Annotated in this window: 20 protein-coding genes; 6 read left to right on the plus strand and 14 right to left on the minus strand. The window is 70.7% G+C overall.

Going from position 1 to position 22192, the window contains the following annotated elements; all coding sequences use genetic code 11:
• Positions 1–53: 53 nt before the first annotated feature.
• Positions 54–773, minus strand: coding sequence for a lysophospholipid acyltransferase family protein (locus OG609_RS35560; RefSeq protein ID WP_327276585.1), 720 nt, complete (start codon positions 771–773; stop codon positions 54–56).
• Between the two features lie 156 nt (positions 774–929).
• Positions 930–1103 carry a hypothetical protein gene (locus OG609_RS35565; protein WP_327276586.1) on the minus strand — a complete coding sequence of 58 codons (174 nt, stop codon included), beginning with the start codon at positions 1101–1103 and terminating at the stop codon, positions 930–932.
• Positions 1104–1287: 184 nt separating this feature from the next.
• On the opposite strand from OG609_RS35565, the gene OG609_RS35570 reads away from it, so the two are divergent.
• Positions 1288–1500: a hypothetical protein gene (locus OG609_RS35570; RefSeq protein WP_327276587.1), complete on the plus strand. Its 213-nt coding sequence runs from the start codon at positions 1288–1290 to the stop codon at positions 1498–1500.
• A 265-nt stretch (positions 1501–1765) separates the two neighbouring features.
• Here OG609_RS35570 and OG609_RS35575 read toward each other — a convergent pair whose 3' ends face one another.
• Genes OG609_RS35575 through gcvPA form a run of 5 tightly spaced genes read right to left on the minus strand, consistent with a single transcriptional unit; the run spans position 1766 to position 7649 of the window.
• Complete coding sequence (locus tag OG609_RS35575) at positions 1766–2407, minus strand: GntR family transcriptional regulator (RefSeq protein ID WP_266363717.1); 642 nt, start codon at positions 2405–2407, stop codon at positions 1766–1768.
• Positions 2408–2456: 49 nt separating this feature from the next.
• A complete protein-coding gene (locus OG609_RS35580; protein WP_327276588.1) occupies positions 2457–3203 on the minus strand; it encodes an SDR family NAD(P)-dependent oxidoreductase in 747 nt (248 codons plus the stop codon).
• A 38-nt stretch (positions 3204–3241) separates the two neighbouring features.
• The gene (locus OG609_RS35585) at positions 3242–4672 is read right to left on the minus strand and encodes an ATP-NAD kinase family protein (protein ID WP_327276589.1); all 1431 of its coding nucleotides are present in this window, start codon (positions 4670–4672) and stop codon (positions 3242–3244) included.
• Entirely contained in the window at positions 4669–6261 is a 1593-nt protein-coding gene (gene gcvPB, locus OG609_RS35590) for an aminomethyl-transferring glycine dehydrogenase subunit GcvPB (RefSeq protein WP_327276590.1), read from the minus strand. The genes OG609_RS35585 and gcvPB overlap by 4 nt, the downstream gene beginning before the upstream one ends.
• Positions 6258–7649, minus strand: coding sequence for an aminomethyl-transferring glycine dehydrogenase subunit GcvPA (gene gcvPA / locus OG609_RS35595; RefSeq protein WP_327276591.1), 1392 nt, complete (start codon positions 7647–7649; stop codon positions 6258–6260). The genes gcvPB and gcvPA overlap by 4 nt, the downstream gene beginning before the upstream one ends.
• A 145-nt stretch (positions 7650–7794) precedes the next feature.
• On the opposite strand from gcvPA, the gene OG609_RS35600 reads away from it, so the two are divergent.
• The 5 genes from OG609_RS35600 to OG609_RS35620 are packed head-to-tail and all read left to right on the plus strand — an operon-like array spanning position 7795 to position 15124.
• Entirely contained in the window at positions 7795–9132 is a 1338-nt protein-coding gene (locus OG609_RS35600; RefSeq protein ID WP_327276592.1) for an ABC transporter substrate-binding protein, read from the plus strand.
• A 4-nt stretch (positions 9133–9136) separates the two neighbouring features.
• Positions 9137–10063 (plus strand): carbohydrate ABC transporter permease, encoded by a 927-nt coding sequence (locus OG609_RS35605; protein ID WP_327276593.1) that lies wholly within the window; start codon positions 9137–9139, stop codon positions 10061–10063.
• On the plus strand, positions 10060–10917 hold the full coding sequence (locus tag OG609_RS35610) for a carbohydrate ABC transporter permease (protein ID WP_327276594.1): 858 nt from the start codon (positions 10060–10062) through the stop codon (positions 10915–10917). Before OG609_RS35605 ends, OG609_RS35610 begins: the two co-directional genes overlap by 4 nt.
• A complete protein-coding gene (locus OG609_RS35615) occupies positions 10914–12947 on the plus strand; it encodes a beta-galactosidase (protein ID WP_327276595.1) in 2034 nt (677 codons plus the stop codon). Before OG609_RS35610 ends, OG609_RS35615 begins: the two co-directional genes overlap by 4 nt.
• Positions 12944–15124, plus strand: a complete 2181-nt coding sequence (locus tag OG609_RS35620) for an MGH1-like glycoside hydrolase domain-containing protein (protein ID WP_327276596.1) — start codon at positions 12944–12946, stop codon at positions 15122–15124. The genes OG609_RS35615 and OG609_RS35620 overlap by 4 nt, the downstream gene beginning before the upstream one ends.
• A gap of 50 nt (positions 15125–15174) precedes the next feature.
• Here OG609_RS35620 and OG609_RS35625 read toward each other — a convergent pair whose 3' ends face one another.
• The 7 genes from OG609_RS35625 to OG609_RS35655 all read right to left on the minus strand — a co-directional run bounded on the left by OG609_RS35625 (position 15175) and on the right by OG609_RS35655 (position 22162).
• Positions 15175–15903: a zinc ribbon domain-containing protein gene (locus OG609_RS35625; RefSeq protein ID WP_327276597.1), complete on the minus strand. Its 729-nt coding sequence runs from the start codon at positions 15901–15903 to the stop codon at positions 15175–15177.
• Between the two features lie 451 nt (positions 15904–16354).
• On the minus strand, positions 16355–16918 hold the full coding sequence (locus tag OG609_RS35630; RefSeq protein ID WP_327276598.1) for a phage tail protein I: 564 nt from the start codon (positions 16916–16918) through the stop codon (positions 16355–16357).
• Positions 16915–18876 (minus strand): putative baseplate assembly protein, encoded by a 1962-nt coding sequence (locus OG609_RS35635; protein ID WP_327276599.1) that lies wholly within the window; start codon positions 18874–18876, stop codon positions 16915–16917. The genes OG609_RS35630 and OG609_RS35635 overlap by 4 nt, the downstream gene beginning before the upstream one ends.
• The gene (locus tag OG609_RS35640; RefSeq protein WP_114242526.1) at positions 18876–19301 is read right to left on the minus strand and encodes a GPW/gp25 family protein; all 426 of its coding nucleotides are present in this window, start codon (positions 19299–19301) and stop codon (positions 18876–18878) included. The genes OG609_RS35635 and OG609_RS35640 overlap by 1 nt, the downstream gene beginning before the upstream one ends.
• A complete protein-coding gene (locus OG609_RS35645) occupies positions 19298–19615 on the minus strand; it encodes a PAAR domain-containing protein (RefSeq protein ID WP_327276600.1) in 318 nt (105 codons plus the stop codon). Before OG609_RS35645 ends, OG609_RS35640 begins: the two co-directional genes overlap by 4 nt.
• A gap of 61 nt (positions 19616–19676) precedes the next feature.
• On the minus strand, positions 19677–21443 hold the full coding sequence (locus OG609_RS35650) for a VgrG-related protein (protein WP_327276601.1): 1767 nt from the start codon (positions 21441–21443) through the stop codon (positions 19677–19679).
• Positions 21440–22162: a CIS tube protein gene (locus tag OG609_RS35655; protein WP_327276602.1), complete on the minus strand. Its 723-nt coding sequence runs from the start codon at positions 22160–22162 to the stop codon at positions 21440–21442. The genes OG609_RS35650 and OG609_RS35655 overlap by 4 nt, the downstream gene beginning before the upstream one ends.
• Between the last annotated feature and the right edge of the window lie 30 nt (positions 22163–22192).

The following is a 22192-nucleotide window of genomic DNA, read 5'->3' on the forward strand; positions in this document are numbered from 1 at the left end:
TAGGACCAGGCCGTCGCCCGGGCCAGTGGAGTTCACCCAGCGCGGATTCGCCGTCAGCGTCGCAGCTTCGGGAACTTCTTCGACTGCCCTACCTGCTCGGCCTGTGCGGCCTTCATCTTGGCCGCGTACTCGTCGACGTACTCCTGTCCGGAGAGGCCGAGAATCGCGTACATGATCTCGTCGGTGACCGCCCGGATCGCAGCCTTCTGGTTGTCCAGACCTGCGTAGCGGGAGAAGTCCAGTGGCTCACCGAAGCGGATGGTGACCCGCTTGACGCGCGGGACGACCTGTCCCGGCGGCTGGATCTCGAACGTACCGACCATCGCGCACGGCACCACCGGCACCTGCGCCCTGATCGCCATCACGGCCACGCCGACCTTGCCCTTGTACAGCCGGCCGTCGTGCGAACGGGTGCCCTCCGGGTAGATCCCCAGCAGTTCGCCCCTGCTCAGCACCCCGAGCCCTTCGCGGATCGCCGCCTGCCCCGCGTCCTTGCCGGACCGGTCCACCGGAATCTGCCCGATGCTGTGGAAGAAGGCGGCGGTCAGCCGCCCCTTCACCCCTGGTCCGGTGAAGTACTCCGCCTTGGCGAGAAACGTGATGCGCCGTTTGAGGATCGCAGGCATCAGGAAATGGTCGGAGAACGACAGATGGTTACCGGCGACGATGGCCGCGCCGTCCTCCGGGATGTGTTCCAGGCCCTCGATCCTGGGGCGGAAGAACAGCCGGAGAAGCGGCCCGAGGATGACGTATTTGAGCACGTAGTAGAACACGGGGCGGCTCCTAGCTCTGCCGGATCGGCTCCAGGGCTGCATTCTGCCAGGTCAGCGGAGACCTGAGGGGAGGACAGCCTATGTGCAGCAGTCGTCCCGCGTAACCGTCTTCGGGCAGGTCGATGCGGACCCGATGCCGACTTTACTGACAAGGCGTCAGGCCGGGGTTCTCGGCGTCGGAGCGCGTGCAAGCCGGGGTCGGTCCGTCGACGTCTCGATGTGGCGGCCAAAGTGCGCATGCAGGTCGAACAGTGCGAAGAACAACTCTTCCTTGGCGCGGAAGTTGGAGCAGAACGCCCCGCACGTCAGCCCCGCGCGCTCACTGATCACCTCGATGGAGGAGCCGTAGATGCCGCGTTCGGCGAATGTCTCCTGAGCTGCCTCCAGCAGCCGCGCTCGTCTGCGGGCGGCGCTTCGTGGGTCCCTTCGGCAAGTTGTTCCTCCCCGGCCGTTGACACCTCTGCGTGGCCCGCCTCACGATCGCTGGACACGGGATCACGGGGGAAGATGGCTGATGTTTGCACTCATATTTGGAGCAGCTATCACGGGCTTCGGAACCTGCCTCCTGACGAACTTCAGAAACCTTGCAGATCGGCTCTTCGACTACTACTCCTCCACCGGGGTCACGATGGGAAGCGCTACGGCCGGGACGTTGCGCGTCATCGGCGGAGGAACCGTACTGATCGGTCTCTTCTGGATCGCAACCGCCGTGACCGAGATCCTCTAGCCCGCTTCCCACGCCGCGAGACGGCGGTGGATGGGGCGCTCCACCTTCTCCGGGGGCAGTTCGAGCAGGAGGGCCGGGTGTTCGGGGTTGGTGGCGCTGATCTGCGGAATCTTGCGGTCACAGTCCCTGGGCAGCGCGTCGGGTCAACGAATGGGTTCCGTTTCACGGTGAGGGGAACCCGGAGGAGCCGTGCGGGTCAAGCCTCGACGTCTCGACCCGCACCACTGTGTCTCCGCAGTCCCCGTCAGGGTCCCGCCGCCCGCGGTCAGTCCTTCAGATGCTCCAGGATCCGGTGCATCCCGCTGTTCCAGTTCTCCTTGAGCGCCGCGACGGCCGCGTCGAGGTCGCCGCGCTGCAGGCACTCGGCGATCCGCTCGTGCTCCACCGCCGAACGCTCCAGGATGTCCTGGTCGCCCAGGGCCACCCGCTCGTAGCGGTGCATCGTCACCTTCAGAGAGGTGATCAGCTTCATCAGGCGGTTGTTCGTGCAGCCGGACAGGAGCAGGTCGTGCCACGCGTCGTCATAACGCTCTATGACGTCGTGCGGCGCCTGCGGGGCCGAGAACGCACGCGCCTCCTCAAGGAGGCGGGGGGCTGTCGCCGCCAGGTGCTCGGGATCGCTGGACTCCAGGGCGAGCGCCTCGAGCGTCGCGACGATCGCGGACAGGTCACGGAACTCCTGCGCGCTGAGCGGCGTGAAGCGGAAGCCCTTGCCGCGCTCGCTGGTGATGACGCCCTCGCGCTCCAGCGTGATCAGTGCCTCGCGCAGCGGAGTGCGGCTGACGCCGAGTTCGGTGGCCAGCTGCCCCTCGTTGATCGGCTCGCTGGTTGCGATCGTGCCGCGGCCGAGGCGCTTGATCAGTTCCTCCTTGACCTGTTCGCGCAGCGGGCGATTTTCGATTGGCATGTGAGGCTGCCCTCCCCTTCGGTCCGGTCGATTATCCGCTACCGGCGGGTCACGCGGTACCGGCGCCGTCGACCGGGATGATCGCCCCGCTCAGGAACGCCGAGGCGTCGGAGGCGAGGAACGCCACGGTCTGGGCGATGTCGCGGGGCTGCCCGATCCGGCCCAGCGGCCGGTCGGCGGCGTCGGCATAGAACGCGTCGGAGCTCTCGCCGAGCTGGCGTGCCTCCTCGGCGAGCATCCCGGTCGCCGTGTCACCGGGGCAGACACAGTTGACGCGGATGTTGTCGGGGCCGTGGTCGATGGCCATGGCGCGGGTCATGTTGACGACGGCGCCCTTCGACGCGCAGTACGAGACAGCCCGGCCGCCGCCGCGGATGCCCCATCCGGAGCCGGTGTTGATGACGGAGCCGCCGCCCCGGGCCGCCATCCCCGGGATCACGAGGCGGCTCATCAGCATCACCGAGCGGATGTTCACGGCCATCACCAGGTCCCAGTCGTCCTCGGTGATCTCGCAGACCGTGGAGCGGCGGATGATGCCGGCGTTGTTGAAGAGGACGTCCACGCCGCCGAACTGCTCCTGCGCCGTGTGCACGACGGCCTCGCAGTCCTCGCGCCGTGACACGTCGCAGCGTACGAAGATCCCTCCCGTGTCCTTCGCGGTGCGTTCGCCGCCGTCCGTGTCGATGTCGGCGATCACCACGCGGGCGCCGAGCTCCGCAAGGACCTGGGCGGTGGCGCGGCCGATTCCGGCTCCGCCGCCGGTCACGATGGCACGCTTGCCGTCAAGGGAGATCATCTTTGGCTCCTTCTGAGTGTGATGGGAGGCATGAGGGGTCATCCGGCCAGGCGGTACAGCGATGTGCGCCGCCTGCCGGTGATGACGGGCAGATGGCCGGACAGCTCCGCGTTGAGCGCGTCGTCGCCGGTGTCGAGGAGAAGAGGGCGGCCGCCGAGCGCGGCCAGTTTCTGTTCCGTGCACAGCACGAGCAGGCGCTCGCGGCCGCCCGCCGCGCGCAGGACGCGCGGCGAGATCTGCTGGTTGCCGCGGCCGAGAAGGAAGCCCTGGCCGCCGATGGGGGAGAGGGCGATCCAGGCCGGGCCGATGGAGAGGAGAGTGTCCTCGCCCGCGTCGCGGGCCACGATTCGCGGCCGGTGGCCGGGCCGCAGGCGGAGCACGTCGACTCCCGTGAGGGAGACGTCCGCGCCGAGCGTCGCCGCGATCGCCCGGGTGGTGCTGCCGGGGCCGAGCACGAGCAGCCCGTCCCCGACGCGCTCGGCGACGTCGGTCGCGATGCCGCCGACCGCATCGGGCGCGGTAGCGGTGCTGCCGGTCTTGCGCTGTTGTACGCGGGCCGGTATGTCGGGAACGCGCAGCCACCCGAAGAGCTGTGAGGCGACGCGGCCCTCGCTCAGGGCGTCCTCGTCGCGGTCCATCACCTCGGCGTCCCGCAGCCGAACAGTGCTCCTGCGGGCGAGCCACGCCGCCGCGACCTCACCCGCGGCGCGCGGGCTGATGGCGAAGACGGCCGAGTGCATCTTCACACCGGTCGGTACGCCGAGGACCGGGCAGGGCACGTCGCGTAGGGCGCCGAGCACGTCCCGCGCGGTGCCGTCGCCGCCGGCGAAGAGCAGGAGGTCGACGCCCTCGGCGACGACGGCCCGCACCGCGGCGGCCGTGTCTGCGGCCGAGGTGTCCCGCCCGGCCCCGGCGGCGTACACGACCCGCCCCGCAAGCCCTGCGGCGGCGACGGAGTCAGCTCCCAGGGGACCGGCGGCGGTCACGACGAGGAGTCCGGAGCCCGGCGGGTCACCGACCGGAGCGATGGCCGGCGCCCCGGCCTGCGTGTCGCTGAGTTCCTTCGGCGCGGGATCCTCGGTGGCGTCGGCCCGGTGGCCGGGCACGGGGCGTGGCGTGCGCTCCCGCGTGGTTGCGGAGGCCTGCGCCGTGCCCTCCGACGCATCGGGTTGCCCACCCGGCGCGCAGGCCGTCAGATCGGCGCTCGCCCGTGTGCGCCGGCTGGGCGCCGGGCGCGCCGCCGCTGTCGAATCGCTGCCTCGCCCGTCCCACGCAGGACGGCCGGCCTCTGTCAACCGGCCCGAACGCGCCGCCAGTTCACCCAAGGCCGCAGCGGCACGCGCCCCCGCCAAGGGGCGTGCGCCCAGCGAGAGTGCCACGCGGGTCCGGTCCGGGCCGTCGGTACCGCCCAGGCCCACCCGGCCGCCGAGGCCGGCGACCGGGTTGACCACCAGGCCGATCCTCGTCACCGGCCGGCCTCACCGAGCACCTTGCGGCGGTAGGCGCGCCAGGAGACCGCCCAGGTCGCCGGGGAGTCCAGGGCTTCCGGGCGGACCCGGTGGATGGTCGAGCGGTGCGGCGCCGTGTGTACGGTCTCCGGGTCCTCGTACGCCTCTCGGGCGATCTCCGCGAGGATCGCCGCGTACTCGTCGAGGTCGGCGCGCGTGTAGGACTCGGTCGGCTCCAGCGTCATGGGTTCCGGCACGACGTACGGGTGGTGGCTGGTCCAGTAGTGCGTACCGAAGTCCGCGGCACGCAGGCCGATGTCCTCGGAGTGCAGGCCGGTGTCCTCGTGGAGCTTCTCCCAGCTGTAGCGGACCTGCTCGACGCGCGGGCGCCCCGCCGCGTAGGGGATGGAGACGCCCGGGATCTGCCGGACCTTGTGGAGCAGGTAGTTGTTGTTGAGGACGGCCGTCTCGGCGGCGGCCCGCAGGCCCTGTGCGCCGAGCGACATGATCCAGGCGTAGGCACGGACCAGGTTCGGCACGACGCCGTAGAACGGCCGCATCTTGCCGACCGACTCGGGCCGGTCGTCGTCCAGCCGGTACGTCGAACCGTCGAACTCGACGGTGGGGCGAGGCAGATACGGGGCGAGGTCCTCGGAGACCGCGCACGCACCGGCCGCCGGGCCGCCGCACGCATGCGGCGTCGAGAACGTCTTGTGCAGATTGAAGTGGCACAGGTCGAAGCCCGCGTCCCGGGCGCGCGTGATGCCGAGGATGCCGTTCGCGTTGGCCTGGTCGTACGAGCACAGGCCGCCCGCTTCGTGCACGATCCGTACGAACTCCTCGATGCGCGGGTTGTAGATGCCCGTGTCCTCGGGGTTCGTGATGAGGAGCGCCGCCGTGCGCGGGCCGACCGCCGCCTTGAGGGCCTCGATGTCCGGGTAGCCGTCCGCGTCCGGGTGGAGCGTGATGACCTTGAAGCCCGCCGTCTTCGCGCAAGCCGCGTTCGACGGGTGGGAGAAGATCGTCGTGATGACCTCGTCGCGCTGCTCCAGCTCGCCGCGCGCGGCGAAGTAGGCGCGGATCATGGCGACGTTCGTGTAGATCGCGGCGGAGCCGGCGCCCGGCTGGAGCGAGACCCGGTCCATGCCGGAGATCTCCTTCAGGAGCTGCTCCAGGCTGTGGATGATCCCGAGGACGCCCTGGACCGTGTCCTCGTCCTGGAGGGGGTGCAGCGCTGCGATCCGCGGGTCACGGACGAACTGGTCGTTGATCTTGGGGCTGTACTTCATGGTGCAGGTGCCCTGGCCGACGTCGATGTTGAGATCGGCGCCCAGATTCTCCTGTGACAGGCGCAAGTAGTGGCGCAGGACCTGTTGTTGGGACATCTCCGGCAGCGCGGGCGGTTCGGCGCGACGCAGGGCGGCGGGTATCTCGGCCTTCCCGATGGACGGGTCCGTGGCCGGTACGAGGACGCCTCGCTCGCCCGGCGAACCGAGCTCGAAGATCAGCTTCTCGTCCCAGGAGGCCTGCTGGAAACGGCGGAGGCGCGGCTTGTCGGCGATGCGCGCCTCCTCGGGGGAGACGGACACGGGCGCGTGCGGGGCGGTCACTTGACGATCTCCTCCAGGGTTGCGACCAGCCGGTCGATGTCGGCCTTGGTGTGGACTTCGGTGACGCAGTACGCGGCCTCGTGCCCGCCGGTCGGAACGCCGCCGAAGATGCCCCGATCCTTCAGGTCGGCGCGGATCTCGGCGGCCGTCTTGCCGCCCGTGTAGCGGATGGTGAAGTCGGCGAAGTGCAGGGCGTCGGCGTACGGGACCTCGATGCCGGGTACCTCGGCGAGGCGCCTGCGGGCGTACGCGGTGAGCGCGAGGATCGTGTCGCCGATCTCCCGCATGCCCTGCGGTCCCATCAGTGCGAGATAGACCCCGGCACCGATACCGTGCAGTGCGGCGGCCGTGCCGACCCACTCCTTGCCCTCTTCGCGCAGCGCGAACGAGGTCCGCTCGTAAGCGACGTCGCCGAAGCCGTACTCGCCCTCGACGGTCGTCGGCACGAGGCCGAACAGGCGTGACGGGTACTCGGCGACCAGCGTCTCCTCGTCGCGCGTGGCGATGAACCCCGCGTTGCCGCCGCCGAAGCTCTGGTGGAGGCCGAGCGGCTGGATGTCGCCGCACGCGATGTCGGCGCCGTACGCGGAGGGCGGTGCGAGCACGCCGAGCGTGAGCGGATTGCAGCCCACGACGAACAACGCCCCCGCATCATGGGCGAGTTCGGCGAGGTGGGGCAGCGCCTCGTCGACGATGCCCAGCGCGGAGGGCGTGTCCGCGTACACCGCCGCCGTATCGCCGGCGGCGAGCGCTTCACGCACCGCGTCGAGGTCGACGCAGCCGGTGTACGGGTCGACCGGGACCACCGTCACGTCGTGGTCGGGGCGTACATAGTCACGTATGCGGGAGAGCTTGTCGGCGTCGATCGCGGTGGCGACGAGCATGCGGCGGCGGCCCGTGATCCGGCCGGCCATGCGCAGGGCGGTTCCCGCGGCCTGGAAGCCGTCGTACACCGGGACGTTGACGATTTCGACGTCGAGCAGCTCGGCCATCATCGACTGGTACTCCCACAGCGCCTGGAAGCGGCCGTGGTCCTCGTAGGGCTCGCCCGCGTACGCCGTGAGGAACTCGCTGCGGTTGACCACCTCGTCGACGACCGCCGGTACGTGGTGCTGATAGCAGCCGGAGCCGAGAAAGCTGAGCGCCTGCCGGGTCGAGGTGTTGCGGTTGAGCAACTCCTCCATGTGGCGGGCGAGTTCGGCTTCCGAACGCAGTGGGGCCGGCAGGTCGAGGGGGCGGTGCAGCCGGATTCCGTCCGGGATGTCGGCGTAGAAGTCCTCGACGCTCGCCGCGCCGATCTCCTCGAGCATCGCCTGCCGCACGGCCGGGACCGCATTCGGGATGTAGGGGTGGGCGTAGGGGTGGACGGAGTCCTGGGATGACGTCATGCCGCGCCTTTCGCGTGAGCCGACTCAGTCAGGTCAGTCATGAACCACAGCAACAAAAGTCTTTGGGTGTACACCTCTTGACGGCGAGCTCCGTCATTCAGTGTTCTGAATACAGCATTAGGCATTCAGGCTCCAGGAGGCAAGAGTGTCAACAAGGCCCACCCGACGGGTTGTTCTGGCCACAGGTCTCGCGACCGCGGCATCGTCACTGGTCAGCGGATGTGCCATGGGCGGCGCGGGCGGCAAAGACGCCCGTGACATCGGCGGCAGGAAGGATGACGAAGGGGGCAAGGTCAGCGGGAAGATCACCGTCTGGTCGTGGGACGTGGCCGCCAAGGCCATGAAGCGCTTCGCCCGTACCTTCGAGAAGCGTCACCCCGGCACCACCGTCGACGTCGTCGACATCGGCTACGACAATGCCTACGACAAGATCACCGTGGGCCTGCGCGGCGGCTCGGGCCTTGCCGACGTCCTCACGGTCGAGGGCAGCCATATGCCGCGCTACATAGGCAACTTCCCGAGCGGCTTCTACGACCTGACGAGCCTCGGCGGCCGCTACGGAGGCGACTTCGACCGCGCCGCGTGGCGTACCGTCACCGGCAAGGACGGCGCGGTCTTCGCCCTGCCTTGGGACATCGGCCCTTGCGCGCTCTACTACCGCACGGACCACTTCCGCGCCGCCGGGGTCGACCCCAAGTCGCTGCTGACCTGGGACGACTACGTAGATGTGGGCGTCCGTATCAAGAAGGCCACCGGCCGCAAACTGCTCATCATGGACTCCACGGACGCCGGGATCCTGCCGATGCTGCTCCAGCAGCAGGGCCAGTCCTACTTCAAGGGCGGCCGGGTCGCGGTCGACACCCCCGAGGCCGTCAAGGCCCTGACGCTGATGAAGACCCTGCACGACAAGGGTCTCGTCGACTACGAGAAGGGCTGGGACGGGCTCGTCACCGGCACCAAGGAGGGCAAGGCCACCACCACGCCCACCGCCGCCTGGTGGACGGGCACGCTCAGCGACGAGATGCCCGAGCTGAGGGGAAGGTTCGGGGTGGTGCCACTGCCCGGATTCACCGCCGACGGCATCCGCACCTCGAACATCGGCGGCTCCACGCTCTGCGTCCCGGGGCAGAGCAAGAACCCCCGTCTGGCGTGGGCGTTCATCCAGTTCCTGCTCACCGGCAAGGCGAACCAGGTCTCCATGCTCAAGCGCGAGGGCCTGTTCCCCGCCTATCTGCCCGCGCTCGACGACCCGTATCTGAGCGCGGAGCAGGAGTACTTCGGCGGACAGGCGGCCCTCGACGTGTTCGCCCGGCTCGCACGCAACATCCCGCCGGTCGAGAACAACAAGGACGACGCGAAGGCCACCGACATCATGATCTCCGCCGTCACCGGCGTGATGCTCCGGGGCAAGGACCCGCGCTCCGCCCTGAACTCGGCCGCGCGGCAGCTCGCCACGGCCACCGGCCGCGAGAGGGTGAAGTAACCCGATGGCCGCCCACACCACCTACGACCGGCCGGTCGCCCCCGCCCGGGCCCCGGCCGGGGCACGCCGCAGGCGCCGACGCCCCACCGCCTGGATCTTCGCCGGACCCGCAGCCGCCCTTTTCGCGCTCTTCTTCGCCTATCCGCTGGGCGCGAGCCTCCTGCAGAGCTTCACCACCGAGGACGCCGGCGCCACCCACTGGGTCGGACTCGACCAGTACCGGCGTATGATCCACGACCCCGCGTTCCTGGAGTCGCTGTTCAACACCGGGATCATCCTCGCCGTGCAGGTCCCCGTGATGATCGGCCTGGCACTCGTCCTCGCCGTCCTGCTCAACCAGTCCTGGCTGCGCTTCCGAGGCACCTGGCGAGCGGTCTACTTCCTGCCCGCCGTCACCACACTCGTCGCGTACGCCGTCGTCTTCCAGGTCCTCCTCAAGACCGACGGCGGCCTCGTCAACCAGATACTCGGCGCCATCGGCATCGGCCAGGTCGACTGGCTCAACAGCCCGACCTGGGCCCGCGTCTCGCTGATCGCGTCCCTGACCTGGCGCTGGACCGGCTACAACGCCGTCATCCTGCTCGCCGGACTCCAGTCCATCGGCAAGGAGCAGTACGAGGCCGCCGCCATCGACGGCGCCACCACCCTCTCCACGTACACCCGAGTGATCCTGCCGCAGCTGCGCCCGGTCGTCCTGTTCTGCGTGATCACCTCCACCATCGGGACACTCCAGCTCTTCGACGAGAACTACGTCCTCACCCGCGGCGGCCCGGACGACGCGACCCTCACCCCGGTCGTCTACCTCTACAAAGTCGGCTTCCAGCAGCTCGACTTCGGCTACGCCGCCGCCATCGCCTGGGTCGTCGTGGCCCTCATCGCCGCGATCTCCGCCCTCCAGTACGTCGCCTTCGGAAGGGAGCGCCGCCGGTGACCGCCCTCCAGCAGGCCCCCGTACGTGTCCACCCGGCCCGGCGCGCCGGCCGCTACGCCGTGCGCCTGTTCCTCACGGCCGGCGCCGTCGTCAGCCTGGTGCCGTTCCTCTGGATGGCGATCGCCGCGACGCACTCCACCTCGGACCTGTTCCGCTCGCCGCCGCCGTTCCTTCCCGGTGGCCGTCTGCTCGACAACCTCGCGCGGCTCCAGGACACCATCGGCTTCGGGAGGGTCCTCCTCAACAGCGTCGGCATCGCCGTCGTGCACACCGTGCTCAGCTCGCTGATCTCCGCCATGTGCGGCTACGGGCTCGCCAAGTACCGCTTCCGCGGCCGGGGTCTGCTGCTCGGCGCCGTGCTCGCCACGATGATGATCCCGTTCCAGGTGCTGCTCGTGCCGCTGTTCCAGATGATGGCGAGCGTCGGCTGGATCGACTCCTACCAAGCGGTCGTCCTGCCGTTCCTGGCGAACTCCTTCGGCATCCTCCTGATGCGGCAGGGCTTCGTCGACTTCCCCGACGAGCTCCTCGAATCGGCCCGTATCGACGGCTCCGGCGAGCTGCGCACCTTCTACCAAGTCGTGCTGCCGTGCGTGCGCCCGCAGCTCGGCGCCCTGGTCATCTTCACGTTCATGGCGCAGTGGAACAGCTTCATCTGGCCGCTGCTCATGCTCAACTCCGAGGACAAATACACCGTGCCCGTCGCGCTCAACACCCTCACGGGGCTCTCCCATGTCGACTACTCAGGACTGATGCTCGGCTCGCTCCTCGCCACCCTTCCGCTGATGGCCCTCTTCCTTCTCTTCCAGCGGCAGTTCGTGGCCGGACTCCTCGGCGGGGCGGTGAAGGGATGAGCCGCCTGACCCGAGTCCCGGGCGTCCTCTACGGCGGTGACTACAACCCCGAACAGTGGCCCGAGGACGTCTGGGCCGAGGACGCCGAGCTGATGCGCGAGGCCGGCGTCACGATGGTGACCGTCGGCGTCTTCTCCTGGGCACGCCTGCAACCCGGCCCGGACACATGGGACTTCGCCTGGTTCGACCGGCTCCTCGACCTGCTGCACGTCCACGGCATCGCCGTCGACCTGGCCACCGCGACCGCGTCACCACCCGCGTGGCTGGTCCGTGCCCACCCCGGGATCCTGCCGGTCACAGCCGATGGCGTACGACTCGAATTCGGCTCGCGCCAGCACTACTGTCCGTCCTCGCACGAGTACCGTGCCGCTGCCCTCCGCCTCACCCGAGCCCTCGCCGAACGCTACGCACACCATCCGGCCCTCGCTCTGTGGCACATCCACAACGAATACGGCGACCACGTCACCGAGTGCTTCTGCGTGTGCTCCGCCGACCACTTCCGCGCCTGGCTCACCGACCGATACGGCACGATCGACGGCCTCAACCACGCCTGGGGCACGGCCTTCTGGTCGCAGCGCTACGGCACGTACGACGAGATCGAACCGCCACGCACCGCTCCGGGACCCGTCAACCCGACGCAACTCCTGGACTGGCGGCGCTTCTGCTCCGACGCCCTCCTCGAATGCCACCGCGCCGAGCGCGAGGCACTCAGGGAACTCAGCCCGGACATCCCGGCCACCACCAACTTCATGTCGATGTTCAAGGCACTCGACTACTGGAAGTGGGCCGAGCACGAGGACCTCGTCTCCGACGACGCCTACCCCGACCCCGCCGACCCGCGCGCCCACGTCAACGCCTCCCTCAACTACGACCTGATGCGCTCCCTCAAGGGCGGCCGGCCCTGGCTGCTCCTCGAACAGGCGCCGTCCGCCGTCAGCTGGCGGCCGGTCAACGTCCCCAAGAAGCCCGGCCTGCAACGGCTCTGGTCCCTCCAGGCCCTGGCCCGCGGCGCCGACGGCATCATGTACTTCCAGTGGCGCGCCTCCCGCGCCGGCGCCGAGAAGTACCACAGCGCGCTGCTCCCGCACCGCGGCACCGCCTCCCGCGGCTGGCGCGAGACCGTGCGCTTCGGCGCCGAACTCGCCCGGCTCGGCGAAGTCACCGGCGCCACCACCTGGGCCGACGTGGCGATCGTCCTGGACTGGGACTCCTGGTGGGCCCTCGAAGCCGACGACCACCCCTCCGCCCGCATGCGCTGGCCCGACCTCCTGCGCCCCTGGTACGCGGCGCTTCACGCCCGCGCCGTCACCGCCGACTTTGTGCCCCCGCACGCGGACCTCGACGGCTATCGGGCGGTGCTCGCGCCCAACCTCCACCTTCTGCGGCCCGAGAACGCTGCACGCGTCGCCGCGTACGTACGCGGCGGCGGCCACCTCGTGTGCGGCCCCTTCAGCGGCGTCGTCGACGGCCACGACCACATTCACGACGGCGGCGCACCGGGACCGCTGCGGGACGTACTCGGCGTGTCCGTCGACGAGTTCTGGCCGATCCCCGACGGTGAGGCGGTGCGCCTCGACTCCGGTGCCGAGGCCACCCGGTGGAGCGAGTGGATCGAACCCGACGCCCCGGACACCGAGGTCGTCGACTCGTACGCGTCCGGAGAACTGACCGGCCGCCCCGCCGTCACCCGCCATCCCCACGGCGCCGGCACCGCGTGGTACGTGAGCGCCCACCTCGGCGACGGCATCGCAGCCGTGCTCGACGACGTGCTGCGGGCAGCCGGCGTACGCCCCGTGCTCGACGTCCCCGAGGGAGTCGAGGCGACCGTGCGTTCCGGCATGCAGGGCACGTACCTCTTCGTCCTCAACCACAGTGACCACGACACTCGGACGCAACTGACCGGCCCCTACGCGGCCGGTGGCACCGATCTGCTCACCGGAGCAACCATCCGCGACCACGTCGGACTCGGCCCGCTCGGAGCCGCAGTCCTGCGCATCACCACCGATCCCCTTGGAGAGACCGACCAGTGACCAGACACCGGCCCCTGTGCGCCCTGACCGCACTCCTTCTCGCCGGCGGTGCCCTCGCCGTACCGCAGACGGCCTTTGCCCATCCGCACCCGAAGCCGCCCTCCTCGTACGCCGACGTCCTCGACCTGCACGGCACCCCCACTGCCGCCGAGCCGGGCGACGACGAGGACAACAACCCCGTCACCGTCTTCGCCGACCGGGGAGCCTGGCACGCCTACGCCCTGCCGAAGGCCGGCGACAAGGGCGCCTACGGCGGCTTCTCCGGGCCCCTCTACGTCGCACAGGAATACCCCTGGTGGCTCAGCAAGTCCTTCAGCCGCGTCCGCCTCACCGAACACGGCCGCACCCTGGACCTGGCCGGGGGAGGCGCGCCACGCTTCACCTCGCTCCCAGGCCGGCTCCTCCAGTCGTACGACCTCGGCCGCGGCCTGCGCCTCACCCTCGAACTCCGCTTCGCCACCGACCGCAGCGCCCTGGTGCGGGCCGAGGTCCGCAACACCGGCCCGGCGCCCCGCACGCTGGGTGCCGACTGGACGGGCAGCCTGTTGCGGCCCGCCGACCGACCGATGCGCGACGCGCCCTCGCTGACCGCCACCGGCTCCGGTGTCGACGTCGGCTTCGCGAAGGTCCGTGAGACCTGGGACTACCTGACCGACGGCACGGAACACTTCGAGGTCAAGCACAAGGACGCCGTCCGCACGACGGTGGACGGCGACACGTACCGCACCGAGGCCGTGGAACCGGTGACCCTCGCGCCGGGGCGCTCGCACAGCTTCGACTGGACCGAGTCCTACACCTTCACCGCCGCCGAGCGCGCGAAGGAGAAGACGAAGGTCCGTGACGTACTCGCACACCCCGATGCCGTCGTCTCCGCCTCGGACGCGCGCTGGCAGGGCTATGTCGCCGGGGTGACCCAGGGCGTGCCGGCGGATCGGCGGCGCACGGCCGTGAAGTCGCTGGAGACCCTCGTCACCAACTGGCGGAGTTCGGCAGGGCAGATCAAACACGACGGCATCACGCCGTCGATCTCCTACAAGTGGTTCACCGGTGGCATCTGGGCCTGGGACACCTGGAAGCAGGCTGTGGGCACGGCACGCTTCGCGCCCGACCTGGCCGAGTCGCAGATCCGCGCCATGTTCGACTGGCAGATATGCCCGGACTCCACTACCCGCCCGCAGGACGCCGGGATGATCCCCGACGTCATCTTCTACAACGACCCCTCGCGCGGCGGCGGCAACTGGAACGAGCGCAACTCCAAGCCCCCGCTGGCCGCCTGGGCAGTCTGGGAGGTGTACGTGAAGAGCGGGGACAAGGCCTTCCTGCGTGAGATGTACCCGAAACTCTCCGCCTACCAAGCCTGGTGGTACCGCAACCGCGACCACGACCACGACGGCCTCGCCGAGTACGGCGCCACCGTCGACCCCGCCAACAACTCGCCCGAGGAGCGGCGCCTCGCCGCGGCCTGGGAGAGCGGCATGGACAACGCGCCCCGCTTCGACGCCGCCCTCGGCACCGCCATCGTCGCCAACCGAGCGGCTGACGGAACACTCCTCGGCTACTCCCTCGACCAGGAGTCCGTCGACCTGAACTCCTATCTCGCCGCTGACCAGGGCTACTTGGCGCGCATCGCGGGCACGCTGGGCCGCGGCGCCGACGCCAAGCGGTGGAAGCAGCGGTCCGCCTCCACGTCCGCCGCCGTCCGCACGAGGATGTACGACCCCGTGGGCGGCTGGTTCCACGACACCGCGCTCGGCACCGGCGCACCGCTCACGGCCCGTGGACGCGGCATCGAGGGCGCCGTCCCGCTGTGGACCGGCACAGCGTCCGAGGCACAGGCCCGTGCCGTGCGCGACAAGCTGACGGACCCGGGGGAGTTCGCCACCACCGTCCCGTTCCCGACCGTGGCGAAGAGCTCCCCCTACTTCTCGCCGACCGCGTACTGGCGCGGCCCCGTCTGGCTCGACCAGGCGTACTTCGCCCTCGGCGGCCTGCGCCGCTACGGCTACGCCAAGGACGCGGACGCCCTGACGGACCAGCTCCTCACCCACGCGTCGGGCCTCGCGGGCAACGGACCGATCATGGAGAACTACGACCCGACCACAGGGGCGCCGCTCAACGCGCCCAACTTCAGCTGGTCCGCGGCGCTGCTGCTGCCGATGCTGACAAGAGAGCGGTAGGAGGCAGGCGGCCGCCGTCCGCAGAGGGCGCCGCTCGGCGGCGCCCGGCCTCAGGTGCGCTTGAAGAACTCGACCTCCCCGACCGCGATGGGCCGCCCCTCGCCCTGGCCGGACGCGGCCCTCAGTACGAGCCGGACGGAGACGACATCGCTGATGCCGGTTTGTACCGTCTGCGGGCCCGGCTTGTCGGTGAAGGTCACCGCCTTCTCGTGGACCTCGCCGTCCGCCGTGGTGACGATCAGATCGGCCCGGGTGGGCCTGGCCCCCTGCCGGAACTCCTGGGGCTCCTTCGAGACACCGGTGTGCACCACGACACCGACCAGCCGGAACGGCTTGTCGAAGACGCACGTCAGTGAGGAGCCGAGCGTAGGCGCCCCCCAGTACTTGTTCGTCAGTCCGTCGACGGCCGCGGTCGCCGGATGGCCGGGAGCCTGGGCGCTCGCGGTGACCTCGGTCGGGCTGATCTCCGCCGTTCCGCCGAGCTTGTCCCGAACGTCCTCGAAGAGATAGCGCCCGGCCGGCAGGAACAGGAAGCCCGCGAACAACAGCCCGACGACCGCCAGCACCATCACGGTCCGCCGCAATGCCCGGCCCGATCCGCCCCGCACCCGGCGGCGGAACGGCCACACCGTGCGCCACCACGGCAGCGGCGCCGGCTGCTCCCGGGTGTACAGCGGTGCGGCGCAGCGCCGGCAGAACCGGCGTCCCGGCAGGTTCGGGGTGCCGCACGCCGGGCACGGTGGCCCGTCCGGCTCCTCGTCCGCCGCCACGGGCCTCACGACGGGCCTCCGGGCGATCGGCTTGGCCGGCTGCACCGCGACCACGGGCGTGTCCGGGGCCGGTGGTTCTGGCCGTACGGGGGCGGGCTGCGCCGGTCGCGGGGACGGCTCCGGGGTCGGCGCGGGCTCCGCGGGGGGCGGCCCGGCAGGTTCCGGTGTGCGCGACCGCGTCGGTTCCACCGGCGGCTCGGGGCGCAGGGAGGGCGGGGCCTCGGTCGGGGGACCCGCGGTCTCTGGCGCGGTACCGGTCGCGGGAACGGCTGGAGCACCGGTCGTGGGCGCGGCTGCCGGGCCTGCCGGGCCTGCCGGTTCTGCCGGGCCTTCAGGTTCCGCAGCGGCGGGAGGATTCCGCGACGCCCGGGAGGACCAGCCCAGATAGGAACCGCAGTTCCCGCAGAAGTCGTCGTCCTCGCCGTTGGCCGTACCGCACGCCGGACACGAGCGCATCGCGTCAGCCTCCTGTCTCGTCTGGCGGGCCCGGCAGGATCTCCACCCGGCATGTGAGGTGTACGGGGCACGAGGCGGCGACGACGTCCAGGACGCGGCTCGCGTCCACCGGCCCCCCGCGCACCGCCCAGACCCGCACCAGCAGTTCTCCGGTCGGAGCCGGGGGCAGTTCCGCGCCCGGCTCGGCCGACCATGCGACGCCGCCGCCGTCCTGGATATCGGCATGCACGCCGAAGCAGAGCCGCAGGTGTTCGACCAGGCCGCGACGGGTGCCGCGCCACCGGTGCAGCTCGACGGCGCGGGCGACGACGGCCCGCCGCAGCCCCTCGGGCCACGCCGGATCGATGTCGGCGCCCACCCAGGTCGACAGCCAGGGCAGGAAGTCGGCCGGGGCCAGCGACGGGTCGAAGTAGGCCGGGAGGTTGTCCAGGGTGGACAGGACAGGCGCCAGGACGGTGTCGAGGCCCGCCGTGAACCGCTGGGCCAGGTCGTCGTCCGCGTACAGAGCGGGCAGCAGCCCGCCGATCGGATAGCGGCTGGCGAGCCCCGGTACCGCAGCCCTCGTCATGAGCCGTCACCGGCCCCGCTCGCGGTGACCACGACCTGGTGCTGATGCGAGAAGACCAGGGCGCCCCGGGCGACGTCGATCCGATCCACCGCAGCTCCGCGCCGGCCGGTGATCGGGTCCGCGGGGAACAGCCGTACTTCCTCCACCAGGCCCACCCCCCGCACGCCCTGGAGCACGGCGAAGACCTCGCCGTACTGCACCGGCCTGCCGAAGGGCCATCCGGTCCCCTCCGCTCCGCCCCGCAGCGGGTCGATGTGGCGGAACAGTGCCGTGAGCGCCTCCGCGCGGACCCGGTCCACGTCACCACCGGCCGCCACCAGCCTCGCGACCACGGTGACGCCCTGGTACGCGGGCGGTTCCACCACCAGTCGGGTGCCGACCAGCCGCCGTTCGTCGAGCCGCGCCGCGACCGTCGAGAGCACGGAGTCCGACGGGACCAGCTGCTCGAACCGCAGCTGGCCGTCCTCGTCGGCGACCGCGTCGGGCACCACCAGGACCCGCACCGCGCCGCCCTCGCCCGCAACGGCGGGCAGGCATCGGACCCTGCGCAGGGAAGGCGCGGCCTCGCGGGCGATGACCTCGTAGTCCTCGGCCGTGACCGCCCGCTCCTGCACCCGAAGGATGTTGGGCGCCCGGACCTTCGCGTTCTCCACGGTCTCGCCGTCGACCCCGCCCCGGGCCGCCTCGCGATTCTCCACGCCCGCCACGTACGGCACCGAGCTGCGCAGCACGCAGATGGCGCCCCGGGCGACGTTCCCGGCCGCCCCGCCGCCCGTCAGGTAGCGGGGGACCCGCAGCTGTGCGCCCTTCTCGGGCACCGCGCCGTAGGCGCGCATCGTCCCGTCCGGCTCGCGTACCTCCGGCGGGAACGTGAACTCGCCGGAGACGGCGTCGATCCGCACATGCCGGTCGTCCGGGGAGGAGGCGCCGAAGTGCTCCACGGCGGTCCAGACCTGCCAGCCCTCCGCGGAGGACACCTGGACGACCGGCGGCTCCCCGTCCAACAGCAGCGGCGCCCTGCTCACGGAGAATCTCTGCCCGGCGACGCCTTCGGAGATGCCGAGCGGGACGTCGAGGACGGTCTCCGCGTGTTCGACGCCCGTCGTGCCGCCGACGGTGAACACCTCGGCCTCCCGGATCGTCGGTGACTCGGAGTAGAACGGCTGGCCCGGTTCCGGCGCGGTGACCCGGCAGCGCAGCCACCCCGCCCGGGTCCCCGCCGTCACCGACGCCGTGTGTCCGGCGGGGACGAACACGATCACCTCGCCGGGCCTGTTGAGCCCGCCGGTGCTGTCGGTGCCGGTCTGGCACGTGACCCAACGGGCACCGTCCCACGCCTCCCACACCAGTGGCGGCTGCCGCGGGTCGACGCCCACGCCCTCCACGCGGCTGTCCAGGCGTACGGCGACGATGCACCGGGGGACGGCGGTGGGCAGCCCGAACAGCAGGGCGTCACCGGGCTCCGGCCGGGGCTGGAAGCACGGGATGTCCTTGCCCGCGCCGAGCGGTGCGGTGCGGTCGGTCTGATCGCCCGATACCGGCGCTGTGACCAGCCGGACCAGTGAACTCGGCACGATCGGCAGGTCGTCGGAGGTCGAGAACACCACTGCTTCCTCGGCCTCGCCGCGTGAGGTGGCGACCTCCGTACCCGCCGGGAGCAGCACGGTCTCCGGCTGCGGCGCGGACAGCCAGAAGTCGACCTCCGCCCGCGCCACCGACGGCGGGAACAAGGTGACGCCCAGCAGGTCGAGGAAGGCGGAGTAGTTCTTGTCCGGTACCCGGTTCAGCCGGTACAGCAGTTGGTCGACCATGTACGCGAATGTCTCGATGAGCGTGACCCCGGGGTCCGACACGTTGTGGTCGGTCCACTCCGGAGAGCGCTGCTGGACGTACCGCTTGGCCTCGTCGACGAGTTGCTGGAAGCGCCGGTCGTCCAGGTTGGGTGAGGGCAGGGCCATCAGCGCACTCCCGATTCTTCGGATCCCTCGGAGGACGGGATGGTGTAGAAGGGGAAGACGAGGTTGCGCAGGTCATTCGTGGCCCGCACGGTGTAGTGCACGTCGATGTACAGGGTGCCCTCCTCGATGGCGTCGAACGCGATCACCACGTCGGTCACCTCGATGCGCGGTTCCCACCGCTCCAGCGACGTGCGGACCTCGTGCGCGATGCGCCCGGCGGTGGCGCCGTCACCGGGTGCGAAGACGTAGTCGTGAATGCCGCAGCCGAACTCCGGGCGCATCGGCCGCTCGCCCGGCGCCGTGCCGAGCACCAGCCCGATCGCTTCCTCGATCTCCCGGTCCCGCTCGACCATGCCGATGCCGCCCGTGGCGCCGACCCGCAGCGGGAAGCCCCAGCCGCGTCCGATGAACCCGCCGCCGCTCACATCGGGCCCCCGATCAGTACGTTCGGCGCACCGCTGATGATGGGCGCGCCGCAGGTGGTGGTGTCCCGCATCCGGGCGGCGGGCAGCCCGCCGATCAGGACCTGACCGGTGACCACGGCGGCCGGGTTGGGCATGATCACATTCCCCGGCCCGAGCGCGGCGTGCGGGGGGACGACGCACACGTGCAGGCTCCCGGCGACGGCCGCGGGCCGGCCGCCGATCAGCACGGTGGCGACGGCCACCGCACCCGGGGGCGGGGTGCCGATGAGGCCGCCGTGGGCGGTGCTGTCGCCCGTGCGGGCTGCGGGGGGCATGGCCGGGGTTCTCCTTGCTGGGAAAGGGACTTCTGAGAGCGTCGGATGGATGGCAGGGTCGTCAGTTGATCTTGATGAGCTTGGCCTTGAGCACGGCGAGCAACCCGCCGTCGATGGTGACCCCCGTCTTGCCGTTGACGGTCACCGAGCTGCCCTTGATGTTCACGTCGCCCGCAGCCGCGTCGAGGGTGATACCCGACGCGGAGAGCGTCACGGAGCTCAGAGCCCGGGTGCCGCCGGGGGCGTACACCGTCAGAGCGATCTCGCCCCGCCGCTCGTCCAGCGTGACTTCGAGCCGTTTGTTGCCGGTGGCCAGCCGGACACCGGACGGTCCGCGCGGGGCGTCCAGCAGTTCGAGCCGGTTCCCGGATCGGGAGACCAGCGAGCGGCGGTTGACCTTGCCACTGGTCGGGTCGACCAGCGGAACGTCGTGGGGCGAGGGCTTGTCGACCCCGTTGTAGAGGCCGCCCAGCACATAGGGGCTGTCCAGCAGGCCCTGCTCGAACCCGACCAGCACCTCGTCGTTGACCTCGGGGCTGAACACCCCGCCGCCGCCCTGGCCGCCCCATTGCACCGTACGGACCCAGTCGGTCACATAGGTGTCGTCGAGCCAGGGGAACTTCAGCCGGACCCAGCCGCGTTCGGCCTTGCCCTCGCGGATGTCGGTGACCACGCCAATGGCCAGACCAGGCATGCGCGGGCCGCGCGAGGGTGCGTTCGAACCACTGGTCAGTCCCGCCAGCGAGCGGTCGGGCGCCGCGCTCACCAGCACGGTCGTGCGGTAGCCGCCGTTCGGTTCGAGTACGTGGTGCGCGGCGGTCGCCGTGTAGCGCCCGGCGAACGCGGGCCCGACGTTGCCGAGGGCCACCGGCTCGCCCGCCCGCAAGTGGGGATTGCCCTCGGCGACCGCTTCGATCTCGCCGAATCCGGAGCTCACCGAAGCGGCCACCGAACCGGCCACGGCCCTGGCCTCGGCCTGGGTCCGGTACGGGGTGTCGGTGACCGTCATCCGGGCGTTCGCGCCGAACGCCCCGGCCACCAGCGACGGACTCATCCCGGGGGACACCGTGTCGCTGCGGATGGACTGCTCGCGGGCCACCAGCCGTGTCTTGGTGTCGACGTTCCAGCCGCGCACCTCCACGCTGTCCGCCCCGTCCGCACCGGTCAGCACGGCCCGCAGAGCCAGCAGATTGCGCCCGTACTCCAGGACCATCGGGTGGCGGGTGGCGGAAGTGGCGGGCGAGGGGGCCGACGCGGCGGGCTTCGGCTTCACGAACTGCAGCAGGCCCTTGTCGTCCACCCGCACGTGCGCGCCGCTCTCGCCCGCGAGGTACTGGAGGAACTCCCAGTCCGAGACATTGGGCTGGGTCAGCTGCTTGTACGTGATGGGCGCGGCCTCGATCCGTCCGCAGGCCAGCCCGGCGCCCGCGGCGACCTTGCGGACGATGTCCGCGGTTTTCATGTTGCGGTAGGCCACCACCTTCCGGCCGCGCTGGAGCCGGTGCGCCTTGGAGAAGGCGCGGACCACCGTGAAAGAACCGGTGGTGTCGCTGTCCAGCTCGACCGCCGTGACCTCACCGGTGAACAGCCGCTCGCGCACCCGCTCCTGCACGGTGACCACGGATATCTTCAGCGGGGTGCCGATGGTGAGCCCGGTGGCGGTGAGCAGCTTGTGATCGGGGTCCCGGTACGTCAGTACGGCGGTGTCCGGCAGACCGACGTTCTCGTCCACCACGCAGCTCACCAGCTGGGCCGCCCAGGCCGGTGGCAGCTCACCAGGGGCCTCGACGATCGGATCTGCGGCGAAGGAGCGGCCGGGGGCGGTCATCGGCTGCCCTCCGGGGCGTGATCTTCCAGTCCGGGCACGACCAGCTCCCTGCCGGGGATCAACTGCATCGGGTCGTCCACGTCGTTGGCCTCCGCGATCGTGCGCCACGCGGTGGCGTCGCCGTACTCCCTCCAGGCCAGCAGCGGCAGGCTGTCACCGGCGACGACCCGGTGGGTACGACGTGCCTCCCGCGAGCCGGACGTGGGGTTCTGGCCGGCCGGATCGACGCTCGCCTCCTCGATCGACAGGGAGCAGGTGGCGCGCAGCGGTTTCCCGTCGACGTCGAACAGGGTGTACGAGACGGAGAGGTTGGAGAGTACGCCGTCGAACGAGGTCGTCTTCGACGTGCCCCAGTCGAAGCGGACCCAGGGGCTGGCGGGTGTCTTGCGGGCCAGGCTGCTCGGGGTGGGCACACACGCCGTCATCAGCTGCTCCACCGCCTTCTCCACCGAGTTGTCATGGGTGGCGGTGGCGTCCAGGAAGACCTCCAGGGACAACGCCCGGGGCCCGCTGCCCACGAATTCGGGCAGCGCGGACTGCCCGGCCATCCGGGACGGCGTACGCCGCCACTCGGTGCTCTTGCTCAGCGACAGCTTCGCGGGGTTGAACTGCAACGTGAGCCGGGCGAGGCTCCCGCCCGGTTTGGCGCCGACGGTCGCCGGCGGTTCCATGATGGTCAGCTGGGCGCGAGCACGGCTCGTGCGGACAGCGGGTGACATTGCGCTCCTCCTTCCCGATCTACTCCGATA

The organism is Streptomyces sp. NBC_01224 (genome assembly GCF_036002945.1).
In the GTDB taxonomy this organism is placed as follows: Bacteria; Actinomycetota; Actinomycetes; order Streptomycetales; family Streptomycetaceae; genus Streptomyces.